This window comes from Micromonospora sp. WMMC273 (genome assembly GCF_027460285.1).
Lineage (GTDB): Bacteria > Actinomycetota > Actinomycetes > Mycobacteriales > Micromonosporaceae > Micromonospora > Micromonospora aurantiaca.
On the sequence record NZ_JAPZBE010000001.1, the window covers coordinates 3,284,209 to 3,297,269 of the forward strand.

The 13,061-nt window shown below is 73.3% G+C and carries 12 protein-coding genes and 1 riboswitch; of the genes, 5 read left to right on the plus strand and 7 right to left on the minus strand.

Annotated elements, in window-relative coordinates; genetic code table 11:
* Positions 1 to 125 precede the first annotated feature (125 nt).
* From O7611_RS15410 to O7611_RS15425, 4 genes are all read left to right on the plus strand, one after another.
* Positions 126 to 857 (plus strand): histidine phosphatase family protein, encoded by a 732-nt coding sequence (locus O7611_RS15410; protein ID WP_194799276.1) that lies wholly within the window; start codon positions 126 to 128, stop codon positions 855 to 857.
* Positions 841 to 1,704, plus strand: a complete 864-nt coding sequence (locus O7611_RS15415) for an NAD(P)H-hydrate dehydratase (protein WP_194799275.1) — start codon at positions 841 to 843, stop codon at positions 1,702 to 1,704. The genes O7611_RS15410 and O7611_RS15415 overlap by 17 nt, the downstream gene beginning before the upstream one ends.
* 148 nt (positions 1,705 to 1,852) lie before the next feature.
* The gene (locus O7611_RS15420) at positions 1,853 to 3,337 is read left to right on the plus strand and encodes a S8 family peptidase (RefSeq protein ID WP_269697105.1); all 1,485 of its coding nucleotides are present in this window, start codon (positions 1,853 to 1,855) and stop codon (positions 3,335 to 3,337) included.
* Positions 3,338 to 3,443: 106 nt separating this feature from the next.
* Entirely contained in the window at positions 3,444 to 3,944 is a 501-nt protein-coding gene (locus O7611_RS15425) for a hemerythrin domain-containing protein (protein ID WP_194799273.1), read from the plus strand.
* A 66-nt stretch (positions 3,945 to 4,010) separates the two neighbouring features.
* Here O7611_RS15425 and O7611_RS15430 read toward each other — a convergent pair whose 3' ends face one another.
* The gene (locus O7611_RS15430) at positions 4,011 to 4,817 is read right to left on the minus strand and encodes an SDR family NAD(P)-dependent oxidoreductase (protein WP_194799272.1); all 807 of its coding nucleotides are present in this window, start codon (positions 4,815 to 4,817) and stop codon (positions 4,011 to 4,013) included.
* Between the two features lie 107 nt (positions 4,818 to 4,924).
* Positions 4,925 to 5,014, plus strand: a riboswitch (ZMP/ZTP riboswitch).
* A gap of 18 nt (positions 5,015 to 5,032) precedes the next feature.
* Between O7611_RS15430 and O7611_RS15435 the strand changes: the two genes are divergently transcribed.
* Positions 5,033 to 6,469, plus strand: coding sequence for a glycine hydroxymethyltransferase (locus O7611_RS15435; RefSeq protein WP_194799271.1), 1,437 nt, complete (start codon positions 5,033 to 5,035; stop codon positions 6,467 to 6,469).
* 65 nt (positions 6,470 to 6,534) lie between these two features.
* On the opposite strand, the gene O7611_RS15440 is transcribed toward O7611_RS15435, so the two are convergent.
* From O7611_RS15440 to O7611_RS15465, 6 genes are all read right to left on the minus strand, one after another.
* On the minus strand, positions 6,535 to 6,786 hold the full coding sequence (locus O7611_RS15440; protein ID WP_013286617.1) for a hypothetical protein: 252 nt from the start codon (positions 6,784 to 6,786) through the stop codon (positions 6,535 to 6,537).
* A gap of 27 nt (positions 6,787 to 6,813) precedes the next feature.
* Positions 6,814 to 8,157 (minus strand): aminotransferase-like domain-containing protein, encoded by a 1,344-nt coding sequence (locus O7611_RS15445; RefSeq protein ID WP_194799270.1) that lies wholly within the window; start codon positions 8,155 to 8,157, stop codon positions 6,814 to 6,816.
* 1 nt (position 8,158) lies between these two features.
* Complete coding sequence (locus O7611_RS15450) at positions 8,159 to 9,262, minus strand: alpha-hydroxy acid oxidase (RefSeq protein WP_194799269.1); 1,104 nt, start codon at positions 9,260 to 9,262, stop codon at positions 8,159 to 8,161.
* Positions 9,255 to 10,223, minus strand: coding sequence for an alpha/beta hydrolase (locus O7611_RS15455; protein ID WP_194799268.1), 969 nt, complete (start codon positions 10,221 to 10,223; stop codon positions 9,255 to 9,257). Before O7611_RS15455 ends, O7611_RS15450 begins: the two co-directional genes overlap by 8 nt.
* Positions 10,220 to 11,443, minus strand: coding sequence for a cytochrome P450 (locus tag O7611_RS15460; protein WP_194799267.1), 1,224 nt, complete (start codon positions 11,441 to 11,443; stop codon positions 10,220 to 10,222). The genes O7611_RS15455 and O7611_RS15460 overlap by 4 nt, the downstream gene beginning before the upstream one ends.
* 67 nt (positions 11,444 to 11,510) lie before the next feature.
* Positions 11,511 to 12,836 (minus strand): SGNH/GDSL hydrolase family protein, encoded by a 1,326-nt coding sequence (locus O7611_RS15465; RefSeq protein ID WP_228531453.1) that lies wholly within the window; start codon positions 12,834 to 12,836, stop codon positions 11,511 to 11,513.
* Positions 12,837 to 13,061: the final 225 nt, after the last annotated feature.

Here is a 13,061-nt window from a genome sequence, read left to right on the forward strand (position 1 = left end):
CTCGGACCCGAGCCGTCCGTCCCGCGTCGTGGGACATTGTGCCGGGTCGATGCACGGCGGCGTAGTCCCGCGCCGGGCCGGTCCGGCACGGTTATCCCCGGTCGAGCCCGGGTACCGGGAGCCGCATGGCGGAGTTGGGATCGCTCTGGATCGTCCGGCACGGCGAGAGCACGGCGAACGTGGCGGCCACGGCGGCCGAGACGTCCGGCGCCGAGCTGATCGACCTCAGCCACCGGGACGCGGACGTGCCGCTGTCGCCGACCGGCGAGGAGCAGGCGCGGGCGACCGCCCGCTGGCTGGCCGGGCTGCCGGAGTCGAGGCGGCCGGACGTGGCGGTGGTGTCGCCGTACCTGCGTGCGGTGCGCACGGCCGAGCTGGCGCTCGACGGCACCGGGATCCCGGCGAGCGTCGACGAGCGGCTGCGCGACCGGGAGCTGGGCGTCCTCGACGGGCTCACCGGCCACGGCGTGACCCGGCGCTACCCGGAGGAGGCGCAGCGGCGTACCCGCCTCGGCAAGTTCTACTACCGCCCGCCCGGCGGCGAGTCCTGGACCGATGTGGCGCTGCGGCTGCGGGCGCTGCTCGGCGACCTGCGCCGCGACCACGAGGGGGGCCGGGTGCTGCTGTTCGGCCACGACGCGCTGGTCTTCCTGCTGCGCTACCTGGTGGAGGGGCTCACCGAAGCGGAGCTGATGGCGCTGACCCGCGAGCACGTGATCGCCAACTGCTCGGTCACCGCCTGGCACGCCGACGACGCCGGCCGGCTCGTGCCGGAGGTGTTCAACGACGTCGCCCACCTGCACCGGCAGGGGGCGAAGCCCACCAGGGAGGACGAGGTCAATGCCGAGCCGGTCTGACGTGATCACCCCCGCGCTGCTGCGGGACTGGGCGCTGCCGGTGCCCACCGGCGGCAAGGAGGCGCGCGGCACCGTGCTGGTGGTCGGCGGCTCCCGGTTCACCCCCGGCGCGGTGCTGCTGGCCGGGGTGGCAGCGCTGCGGGCCGGCGCCGGCGTGCTCCAGCTCGCCGCGGCCGAGTCGACTGCGGCGTCGCTGAGCATCCAGGTGCCCGAGGCGCTCGTGATCGGCCTGCCGGAGACCGGCGACGGCGCGGTCCGCGGCGACCCGGGCGACCTGCTCCGCGGCCTGGTCACCGAGGCCGACGTGGTGGCGGTCGGACCCGGCCTGACGGACATCGAGGCCACCGGGGAGCTGCTGCGCCTGGTCCTGGACGCGGCCGGCCGGGAGACCGCGCTGGTGCTCGACGCGTACGCGCTCGGCGCGCTCAGCCACGCGCCGGACCTGCTGGCCGGGTCCGGCCGCAAGGCGGTGCTCACTCCCAACCTGACCGAGGCGCGGCACCTGCTGGGCCGCGATCCGGGCGACGACCTGGACGCCGAGGCGGTGGAACTGGCCGGCCGGTACGACGCGGTCGTCTCGCTGTACGGGCACATCGCGACGCCGGACGGCCGAGCCTGGCGGGAGGAGAGCGGAGACGCCGGACTGGGCACCTCGGGCAGTGGCGACGTGCGGGCCGGACTGCTCGCGGGTCTGCTTTCCCGGGGCGCCGACCCGGCGCAGGCGGCCTGCTGGGCGGCGTTCGCGCACGCGGTGAGCGGGCAACGGCTGGTCCCCCGGTACGGGCGGATCGGCTTCCTCGCCCGGGAACTGCTCGACGAGATCCCCTGCACGATCGCCACCGTCTGACGATCCACTTCACCGGGCTCCCACCACGTGTAACACCCCGGGAGGCGGTGGCGCTGGTCCGGGCGAGGCCGGTACTTCGCCGTGCCTCCGCCCGGACCGCAGCCCGCTCAGGGGTGCGGTCCACCCGCACGAACCCCTGGGAGTCTGTGTGAACAACCTCCGTCGCAAGACACTCGCCGCGGCGTCGGCAGTGACGCTCGGCGCCGGGCTCGCCCTCGTCGGCGCCACGGCACCGGCCGCGGCCGTCGGACCGGAAACCTCTTACATCGTGCTCGCCCCGCAGGGCAACAGCACCGCCAAGGCCGCCGCCCGCGTGGCGGCCGCCGACGGCACCGTGGTGGCCGCGTACGACAAGATCGGTGTGCTGGTCGTGCGCTCGTCCGCCCCGGACTTCGCCACCCGGGTGGCGGGCGCCGGCGTCGAGTCGGTCGCCTCCACCGCCGGCCTGGGCACCGCCCTGGACGAGGGCGAGACGGTCGAGGTGCCGGCCGCCGCCGTCGCCGCGGCCACCGGCGACCCGACCGCCGAGCCGCTCTACAACCTGCAGTGGGACATGCCCCAGATCCGCGTCCCGCAGGCGCACGCCGTGACCGGCGGCAGCCCGTCGGTCGTGGTGGGTGTGCTGGACAGCGGCATCTCCAGCAGCCACCCGGACCTGGCGACCCAGATCGCCAAGGACAAGAGCGCCTCCTGTGTGGGCGGCGTCCCGAACACCGCCGAGGCCGCGTGGAACCCCACCACCAGCGACCACGGCACGCACGTGGCCGGCACCATCGCCGCCGCCGTCAACGGCGTCGGTGTCACCGGTGTCGCGCCGGGCGTGAAGGTCGCCGCCGTCAAGGTGGTGAACGACGACGGCTACATCTTCCCGGAGGCCGCGGTCTGCGGGTTCATGTGGGCCGCCGAGCACGGCATGCAGCTGACCAACAACAGCTACTACATCGACCCGTGGGAGCTGAACTGCCGCAACGACGCGCGTCAGCGCCCGGTGTGGAAGGCCGTGCAGCGGGCCCTGCGCTACTCGCAGTCCCAGGGCGTGCTGCACGTCGCGTCGGCCGGTAACTCGAACTACGACCTCGCCCACAAGATCACCGACACCGGCAGCCCGAACAACGGCACGCCGGAGGAGCGCGAGAACCTCACCAACGCCTGCCTCGACCTGCCGGCCGAGGCGCCGGGCGTGGTGACCGTGGCGGCCGTCGGCCCCACCGGGGAGAAGAGCTACTACTCCTCGTACGGCCAGGGCGTGATCGACGTGACCGCGCCGGGTGGCGACACCCGGTTCCGGACCCAGGGCGCCCGCTCGACGTCCGCCGACGGCATCCTGTCCACCACCTTCAACACCGCCACCCGCACCAACGGGTGGGGCTACAAGCAGGGCACCTCGATGTCCAGCCCGCACGCCACCGGCGTCGCGGCGCTGGCGCTGTCCGCGCACCCGGGCATGACGCCGGGCCAGCTGGCCTCGTTCCTGGAGCGCACGGCGGTCGCGAAGTCCTGCCCGTCGGGCGTCTACAACCCCGTTCCGCTGATCCCGGCGGGCCCGAACGCGTACGACGCGACCTGCTCCGGCGGGAACCGCAACGGGTTCTACGGCGCCGGCGTCGTGGACGCGTACAACGCGGTGAAGTAACCGGTATCCGCGTGGACCGGGCCCGGCGATCACGCCGGGCCCGGCCTGTTTGTCCTGGTGGGGCGCCGGGTAGGGGGGCACCGTCAGCCGACTTAGGAGGTAACCGGTGTCCACCGATGCGATCGTCCTGCTCAAGGAGGACCACAAGGAGATCCGCCGCCTGTTCAAGGCCTTCCAGGAGGCCGAGGAGGGACCGGCGAGCAAGCGCGGGAAGATCGTCGGGCAGATCCTCGAAGCCCTCACGGTGCACACCTACCTCGAGAACGAGGTGATGTACCCGGAGGTCCGCGAACTGGTGCCCGACGTCGAGGACGACGTCCTGGAGTCGTACGAGGAGCACCACGTCGCGGACGTGCTCTGCTTCGAGCTGTTCACGATGGACGCCGGCGACGAGCGGTACAACGCCAAGACGACGGTGCTGATCGAGAACGTGCTGCACCACATCGAGGAGGAGGAGCAGGAGTGGTTCCCGAAGGTCCGCGAGGCGCTCGGCCGTAACCGGCTCCAGGAGATCGGCCGGCGGATGCTCGACCTGCGCCCGAAGGCGCCGAAGACGCCGACCGCCCCGAAGGCGCTGAAGAAGTCGCTGGACGCCGTGGTCGCCTGACACCGGCCGCGTTACGCGAGCGGGACCGCCCCTCGGCGAAGGGGCGGTCCCGCTCGCATGGTGGGGTCAGTCGCCGGAGCCGGGCTCGGCCATCTTGCGGTGCTGCTCGGCCTTCAGCCGATCCGGAACGATCTTCCCGGCCGCCACCTGGATCTTGTTGACCAACGAGCCGGCCGCGACCTTGTGCTCCCCCTTCATCAGCGCCTCGAACGCGTCCTCGGCCACCTTCCGGGGGTCGTCCTTGGGCCCCTGGCCGACCCGGGTGTCGGTCATGTCGGCACGGTCGAAGAACTCGGTGTCGGTCGGGCCCGGCATCAGCGAGGTGACCGTGACGCCGGTGTCCTTCAGCTCGTTGCGCACCCCCTCGGCGAAGGACTGCACGAACGACTTCGAGGCGTTGTAGACCGCCTGGTACGCCCCGGGCATGGTGGCGGCGATGGACGAGGTGAACAGCACCCGCCCGGCGCCCCGGCGGACCATGTCCGGCAGCAGCAGCTTCGCCAGGTGCACGGTCGATCGGACGTTCAGGTCGATCACGGTGAGCTCGTCGGCCAGGTCGGTGCCGCCGACGAAGTCGCCGCCCTCGCCGCGCCCGGCGTTGAGCGCCAGCGCGTCGACCGGCCGGCCCAGGCCGGTCACCTCGCCGGCCAGCCGGGTGACGCCCTCGGGCGTAGCCAGGTCCACCCGGACCGGGTACACCTCCGGGCCGCCGTCGCGCCGCAGGTCACCGGCCGCGCGCTCGATCGCCGCGTCCTCGGCGGCGACCACCACGTCGTAGCCGTGCTCGACGAACTGGACCGCAAGCTCGTACCCGATGCCGCTGGACGCGCCGGTCACCACGGCGAGCGGCCGTCCGGTGCTCGGTGTGGTCATGGTCGTGCCTCCTCTCCCCCCGGGCCGGGTCGGGGCCGGCCCTCCCCCACGGTGTGCCCCGGGACGGGCGGCCCAACCCCGCAGGTCCCGGCCGGGCCGGTAGGATCGGCACGGGCCGTGACTGGCGCGTGGAGATGGAGCACCATCGGGGAGCGGCCTCGTCATGAGGACGCATGCCGAGCGCCTGGGCCTTCCGCACGTCACCTGGAGGTCGCATGTCGCGCAACGCCGAGTCCACCGCCTTCCGCAGCGCGCTGGAGGTCGTCCGCGGCGTCGAGCCGCGCGTGGCCGACGCCATCGCCGCGGAACTGGCCGACCAGCGCGAGTCGCTCAAGCTCATCGCCAGCGAGAACTACGCGTCGCCGGCGACGCTGCTGGCGATGGGCAACTGGTTCAGCGACAAGTACGCCGAGGGCACGGTCGGGCGCCGGTTCTACGCCGGCTGCCAGAACGTCGACACCGTCGAGGCGCTCGCCGCCGAGCACGCCCGGGAGCTGTTCGGCGCGTCGCACGCGTACGTGCAGCCGCACTCGGGCATCGACGCCAACCTGGTCGCGTTCTGGGCGATCCTGGCCGACCGGGTCGAGTCCCCCGCGCTCCGCAAGGCGCAGGCGCGGCAGGTCAACGACCTGACCGAGGCGGACTGGTTCGCGCTGCGCCGTGAGCTGGGCAACCAGCGGATGCTCGGCATGTCGCTCGACGCCGGCGGGCACCTCACCCACGGTTTCCGGCCGAACATCTCCGGCAAGATGTTCGACCAGCGCAGCTACGGCACCGACCCGGCCACCGGCCTGATCGACTACGACCGGGTGGCCGAGGCGGCCCGCGAGTTCAAGCCGCTGATCCTGGTCGCCGGTTACTCCGCGTACCCGCGGAAGGTCAACTTCCGGATCATGCGGGAGATCGCCGACTCGGTCGGCGCCACCTTCATGGTCGACATGGCCCACTTCGCCGGGCTGGTCGCCGGCAAGGTCTTCACCGGCGACTTCGACCCGGTGCCGCACGCCCACATCGTCACCACCACCACGCACAAGTCGCTGCGCGGCCCGCGCGGCGGCATGGTCCTCTGCGGGCCGGAGCTGGCCGACCAGGTCGACCGGGGCTGCCCGATGGTGCTCGGCGGGCCGCTGCCGCACGTGATGGCCGCCAAGGCGGTCGCGCTGGCCGAGGCGCGCCGCCCCGACTTCGCCGACTACGCCCAGCGGATCGTGGACAACGCGCAGGCGCTCGCCGACGGGTTGCTGCGCCGGGGCGCGACGCTTGTCACCGGCGGCACCGACAACCACCTGGTGCTCATCGACGTGTCCGGGTACGGCCTGACCGGCCGGCAGGCCGAGCAGGCGCTGCTGGACTCGGGCATCGTCACCAACCGCAACTCGGTGCCGCAGGACCCGAACGGCGCGTGGTACACCTCCGGCATCCGCATCGGCACCCCGGCGCTCACCACCCGGGGCCTCGGCGCCACGGAGATGGACGCCACCGCCGAGCTGATCCACACCGTGCTCAGCCAGACCACGCCCGGCACCGGCCCGGACGGCGCACCGTCGAAGGCGAAGTACGTGCTGGACCCGGCCGTCGCCGAGTCCGTCGGCAAGCAGGCCGCCGACCTGCTCACGCCGTTCCCGCTCTACCCCGCCGTGGACCTGGGCTGAGCCCGGCCGACACGACGGCGGCGCCCCGGGAGAACGAGTCTCCCGGGGCGCCGGTGTGAACGGGGTCAGCGCAGCGGGCGCTTCAGGTGGTAGCGGTGGACCTCGGTGCTGCCCTGCACGTTGTTCACGTCCTCGGCGGCGGAGACCAGCTCCCAGCCCTCCCGGCCGACCCGGTTGAGGTGCGCGATCGCGGTGTCGCCGTACGCGGTCACGTCGGTGCGTGACCCGTCCGGGCCGTACCACACGAACGAGACGTGGAAATTGCGACCCTGACCCTGATACCGACGAACGAGCAACGCGTACTCCCAGGCAACCATTCGTCCATTATCAACAGACGAACGGCATCAGGAAACACGCACTGTGCCGGAACCCTGACACTCCGGCGTCGCATCGCCGTTCATGGTGTCCGTGACCAGCGCGGCCAGCCGGTCCAGGCCGACATCGATCGACTCCGGTGTGACGGCGCTCACCGACAGCCGTAGCGCGTTGACCGGTGTGCCCGCGTCGTAGAAGTGCGCCATCGGCGTCCAGAGCACGCCGTACTCGCGGGCCGAACGGTGCAGCAGCGCGTCGTCGACAGCGAACGGCACGCTCACCACCACGAAGAATCCGCCCGCCGGCACCGTCCAGGTGACCGGCCCGCCGGCCGGGAAGCGCCGGGCCAGGCCGTCGGCCAGATGGCGCAGGTTGCGGGCGTACGCGGCCCGCTCCCGCACGTTCGCGGCCACCAGCGAGCAGTCGTGCGCCAGCAGCGCGCCGCCGATCACCGCCTGGCTGATCGGCGACGTGTTCACGGTGACCATGCTCTTGATCTTCGCGAGATGGTCGGCGAACGGGACCACGGTGCCGTCCGCCTCCCCCACCCGTTGGTCGGCGACCACGTAGCCGACCCGGGCGCCTGGCAGCACGGTCTTGGCAAACGACCCGAGGTAGACCACCCGCCGCGCGGTGTCGAGCGCCTTCAGGGTGGGCCGCCGCTCGGTGCCGTCGGCCGGGAACAGGCCGTACGGGTTGTCCTCGATCAGCAGCAGGTCCTCCTCGGCGGCCAGCTCCAGCAGCCGCCGCCGCTGCGCGGTGTCCATGCTGACGCCGGACGGGTTGGCGAAGTCGGGCATCACGTAGCAGCCCCGGGGCCGCAGCCCCTCCGCGCGGGCCCGGCGCACCCCGGCGCGCAGGTCGGCCAGGTCGACGCCGCCGGGTCCGCCGCCCACCGGGCGCACCGGCAGGTCGACCAGGCGGGCCGCGCCGGTGAGCCCGACGTACGTGGGCGCCACCGCGAACAGCACGTCGGCCGGACCGGTCCGCAGGGCGCGCAGCACCAGGAACATCGCCTCCTGGCAGCCGACCGTCACCACCATCGACTCCGGGTCGACGGCGAGGCCCTCGTCCACGGCGAGGTGCCGGGCGATCAGGTGGTGCACGATCCCCTTGGTGCGCCCGTACTGCAACAGCGTCCGGTCCACGCCGGCCCGGTCCAGCCCGACGTCCTCGGCGAGGTGGCGGCGGAAGCGGTCCAGGTGCGTGTGCAGCAGCGCGGAGTCGAAGAACTCCTCGTACGGCCGCCCGGCCGCCAGCGACACCGCGTCCGGGTAGTGCTGGGCCACCTCGTTGAGGAAGTTCATCGAGTTCAGCGCCGGGTCGCCGACGCTGCCGTGCAGCGCCGAGACGGCCAGGTCGACGGGTTCCACGTCAGCCTCCGATCCGGGTACGCAGCCGCCGGGCCGAGGCCGGGTCGGGGCAGCCGCTGAGGATGAGGGCGTCACGCAGCTCCGCCGCGAGCAGCGCCAGTGCCGCCTCGGCGCCGGCCCGGCCGCCCGCCGCGAGCGCCCAGAGCAGTGGCCGGCCCAGCAGCACGCCGTCCGCGCCGAGCGCCAGCGCGCGCAGCACGTCGACGCCGCCGCGGACGCCGCTGTCCAGCAGCACCTCGCACCGCTCGTCGACCGCCTCGACCACCTCGGGCAGCACTGCCGCGCTGGCCGGGGCGGCGTCGAGCTGCCGTCCGCCGTGGTTGGAAACCACCACGGCGTCGACGCCGGCGTCCGCCGCGCGGACCGCGTCGCGCGGGTCCAGGATGCCCTTGACGAGCAACGGCACCCGGGTACGCTCCCGCAACCACTCCAGGTCCGCCCAGCTCAGCGCCGGGGCGAACACCGCGCCGGTGTGCACCGCCACCGCCGAGACGCCGGGGGTGCCCTGGTGCGCCAGGTCGTCCCGGCCGCCGGGCAGGTTCGCGGCGGTGACGTGCGGCGGCAGCGCGAACCCGTTGCGGGCGTCGCGCAGGCGCCGCCCGAGCACCGGCACGTCCACAGTCACCATCACCGCCGCGCAGCCGGCCGCCTCCGCCCGGTCGAGCAGGTCGGCCACCAGCGCCCGGTCGCGCAGCCAGTAGAGCTGGAACCACACCGTCGCGCCGGTCGCCGCGATCTCCTCGATCGGCGTGCTGGACAGCGTGCTCGCCACGTACGGCACGCCCGCCGTCCGGGCCGCCGCCGCGAGCGCCGGCTCGCCGTCGGGGTGCAGCAGCCGCTGGTACGCCATCGGTGCGACAGCCACCGGCAACGCGGCCCGGCCGCCGGGCAGCACCGCCTCGGTGGACGGGTCGTCCACCCCGGCCAGCATCCGGGGCAGCACCGCCACCCGGTCCAGCGCGGCCCGGTTCGCCGCCAGGGCGGTCTCGGTGCCGCTGCCGCCGTCGACGAAGTCCCACACGTCGGCCGGCAGGACCGCCCGGGCGAGCGCGGCGAACTCGGCCAGGCTGGCCGGCGACACGAACCCGTCCGCCGGGTCAGCCATGATCGGCACCCGTCGCCACGTGCGCCGGGTCGAGCCCGAACACGCGGCGCAGGAAGGCGGCGGCCCGCTCCTGGGCCTGCCGTCCGGCGCCGAACACGCCGGGCATGGCGAAGAACCCGTGCACCATGCCCGGGTAGTCGTCCGTCTCGGTGGGCACACCGGACTCGCGCAGCCGCTCGGCGTACCGCAGGCCCTCGTCGCGTAGCGGATCGTGCCCGGCGGTGACCACGAACGCCGGGGGCAGGCCGGACAGGTCCTCGGCGAGCAGCGGCGACGCGAGCGGGTGGGCGGCGTCGCCGGGGTCGACGAGGTAGTGGCCGCGGTACCAGCCGACCGAGTGCCTGTTGAACAGCATCGGGTCCTCGTCGTCGCCCGGCCGGTGCCCGGGCCGCTGGTCGGTGTTCGGGTAGACGAGCAGCTGGGCGGCGAGCCGGGGACCGCCGTCGGCGCGCGCCAGCAGCGTCACCGCGGCGGCCAGGTTCCCGCCCGCGCTGTCCCCGCCCACCGCCAGCCGGTCGGCGTCGACACGGAACTCGGCGGCATGCGCGGCGAGGTGCCGCAGCGCGGCGTGGCAGTCCTCCACCGCCGCCGGGAACGGGTGCTCCGGGGCGAGCCGGTAGCCGACGGTCACGGTCTGGACGGTGGCCAGGTTGACCAGCCGCCGGCAGATCCCGTCGGCCGTGTCGACACTGCCGAGCGTCCAGCCGCCACCGAAGAAGTAGACGAGCGTGGGCAGCGGACCGTCACCGTCCGGCCGGTGGATCCGCACCGGCAGCGGCCCGGCCGGGCCGGGCACCGTCGTGTCGCGTACCTCGGCGACCGGCTCGACCGCGCCGGACCCGGCGCGGATCGCGGCGAGGTCGGCGGCGCGGGCCTCGGCCAGGGTCTGGGTGTAGAGCGGCACGGTGCCGGCGGCGGCGCGCGCGGCCCGCCACGCGACCACCTGCGGATCGAGTGTCATCCGGCCTCCCCGGTGGTGACGAAGAGTTTGTCGATTCCACGCAGGAACAGGCTCCCGCTGTACGTGTAGGGCTGGGTGACGGCGAGCCGGGGAAAACGCGCGAACAGGCGCGGCAGCGCCAGGCGGCCCTCCAGCCGGGACACCGCCGAGCCGAGGCAGAAGTGCAGCCCGACGCCGAAGGCCAGCGACGGCGGGCCGGCGCGGTGCGGATCGAAGCGGTCCGGGTCGGGGAACCGGGCCGGGTCGCGATTGGCGGCGGCGATGAGCAGCAGCACGTTGTCGTCGCGGCTGATCGGCACGCCGCCGAGGTCGACGCCGGCCGGCGCGGAGCGGGCCAGGAAGTGCACCGGACTCTCCATCCGCAGCACCTCCTCCACGCAGCCGCGCGCCAGCTCGTCGTCGCCTGGCAGCGCGGCGGTGACGTCCGGGTGGTCAAGCAGCAGCGGCAGACCGTTGCTGAACATGTAGACGGTGGTGACGAAGCTGGCGTTGAACAGCACGATCAGGTTGCTGATCAACTCCTCCTCGGTGAGGTCGACGCCACCCGCGTCGAGCACCTCGACCAGCCCGCTGATCAGGTCGTGGCCGGGCGTGCGGCGGCGGTGGGCGATCAGGTCCCGGTAGTAGACGCGCAGTTCCTCGGCGGCCTGGTTGGCCCGAGCCAGCCGCTCCGGCGTCTTGCCGGACACGTCCATGTACTCGTCGATCCAGTCGACCCGCTGCCGGTACCAGGTCAGGTCGGCCGCGGGCAGGCCGATGAACTCGGCCATCACCAGCGCCGGGACCGGGTACGCGAAGTCGGCCACGAAGTCCACCTCGTGCCCGCCCGCGCCCGCCTCGGCCAGGTGGTCCAGGCGTTCGGCGACGATCCGCTCGATCACCGGCTCCAGCGCGCCGAGGCGGCGCGGGGTGAACGTCTTGGCGAACACCGCGCGCATCCGGGTGTGGTCCGGCGGGTTGACGAACATCATCGAGGTGAGGAACGTGCGCAGGATCTCCTGCTCCTCCCAGCCGGGCGGGAAGCCCTTGTACCAGCCGGGATCGCGCAGGATCTGGTCCACCACGTCGTACCCGCCGGCGACCGCGCTCACGGTGCTGTGCTCGGCCCGGGCCGGCACGGCGTTTATCGGCCCGTGCTCGTGCAGGGCCGCGTAGAAGGGATAGGGGTTCTGCCGGCCCTGCTCGCTGTACAGGCCGGTCAGGATCTCGCTGACGTCCACTGTCTCTTCCTCCCCAGGAAAACGGTGGCGGGGGCGGCGTCGTGTCGACCGCCGCCCCCGCCCGGTGTCACAGTCCGAGCAGCTTCAGTGGTACGGCGTTGGCCATGACCGCGGCGCCCGTGTCGTTCGGGTGGATGTGGTCACCCGAGTCGTACGCCGGCAGCAGCCGACTCGGCTGGGCCGGATCCCGCATCACCGCGTCGAAGTCGACGATGCCGTCGAACTCGGCCCGGCCGGGCCCGCGCAGCCAGGTGTTCACCGCCTGGCGGGTGGCGTCCTTCTCCGGGGTCCACACGCCCGGCCCGCCGTTGCCCTCGTACGGCATGAGCGTGCCGGCGATGCTGGTCAGGCCCCGCGCCTGGACCTGCCGGTTGAGCTGGCGCAGCGCGGCGATGATCGCCTCGGGGCTGTCGCCGTTCATCCAGATGTCGTTGATGCCCAGGTGGGTGATGACGGTCCGCACCCCGGTCTGCGGGAACACGTCCTCGTTGAGCCGGGCCAGCGCGTTCGGGCCCAGCTCGTAGTAGCCGGGGAAGTTGTCCGCGCCGGGCTCGGTGCCCTCGTGGTTGAGCCGGTTGCCGGCCAGGCTGAGGTTGAGCACACCCGGCGTACGCGGCTCCGGGCGGGCGTCGATCAGCCGCTTGGCCAGCAGGTCGGACCAGCGCTGGTCGGCGTTGACGGTGCTGCCGTTGCCGTCGCTGATGGAGTCACCCAGCACCACCACCGAGCCGGGCGTGGCCTTGCGTTCCACGTCGATGCCGGACAGGAACATCCAGCAGCAGTTGGGCCGGATGGTGAAGCCGGTGCCCTCGGCCGCCGAGGTGAGGTCGGTGGCGCCGATGAAGTTGGTGACCCGGGACTGGCCGTGGAACGTGACCGGCCCGGTGAGCACCGGGAAGTACAGGGTGACGACCAGGTCCTCCTGCTCGGCCACCGGGAAGGCCACCGGGTCGCTGAGCAGTTCGGCGCCCTTGTTGATGGTCGCCGAGCCGGCGCCGGAGAACGTCAGCTGGCGGACGCTCGACCCGACGATGTCGGACAGGTCGTCCGGGGTGGCGGTGTTCGGCCGGGCGATGGTGGCGCGGCCGACCTGGACGGCCTGCTCGCCGTACAGGTTGGTCAGCCGCACCCGCAGGCGCGGGCCGCCCACCGAGGTCTGCACGGTCATCCGGATGCTCTGGTTGTTCAGGCCGGTGTTGGTCAGGCCCACTGTGTTCCCGCGGGTCACCGCGGCGGCCCAGGTCCCGGCCCACTCGGCGCGCCCGTGCCCGGCGCGCCCGTGCCCGGCGCGGTCGTTCCCGGTCGGGCCGGCGCTCGCCGTGACCGCCGGGGTGGCGGCGATCAGCAGCGTGACGGCGGAAGCTATGACGTGCCATCTCTTCGGGGTCGGCATCGATCCTCCATGGTCGGCAGCCCCGGGCGTGACGCGGTCGGCGGCACCGGCCCGGGCGATGGACCGGAAACTAGCTTCCGGCTGTGACGAGCGTCAATCAACCTGATCGACATGATCAAATGCCCGCGGGACGGGACGCAGCGACGATCGGCTCTGTCCGCCGTGGACCGCGGCTGCCTAGGCTCGGGGCTGGCGGCGGTGCGGTCGCCGACCCTGGCACCTGCC

Coding starts and splice junctions, on each gene's coding strand:
- O7611_RS15410 (WP_194799276.1), top strand. CDS start 126: ATGGCGGAGTTGGGATCGCTCTGGATCGTCCGGCACGGCGAGAGCACG.
- O7611_RS15415 (WP_194799275.1), top strand. CDS start 841: ATGCCGAGCCGGTCTGACGTGATCACCCCCGCGCTGCTGCGGGACTGG.
- O7611_RS15450 (WP_194799269.1), bottom strand. CDS start 9,262: ATGGCTGACCCGGCGGACGGGTTCGTGTCGCCGGCCAGCCTGGCCGAG.
- O7611_RS15455 (WP_194799268.1), bottom strand. CDS start 10,223: ATGACACTCGATCCGCAGGTGGTCGCGTGGCGGGCCGCGCGCGCCGCC.
- O7611_RS15430 (WP_194799272.1), bottom strand. CDS start 4,817: ATGACCACACCGAGCACCGGACGGCCGCTCGCCGTGGTGACCGGCGCG.
- O7611_RS15440 (WP_013286617.1), bottom strand. CDS start 6,786: ATGGTTGCCTGGGAGTACGCGTTGCTCGTTCGTCGGTATCAGGGTCAG.
- O7611_RS15435 (WP_194799271.1), top strand. CDS start 5,033: ATGTCGCGCAACGCCGAGTCCACCGCCTTCCGCAGCGCGCTGGAGGTC.
- O7611_RS15465 (WP_228531453.1), bottom strand. CDS start 12,836: ATGCCGACCCCGAAGAGATGGCACGTCATAGCTTCCGCCGTCACGCTG.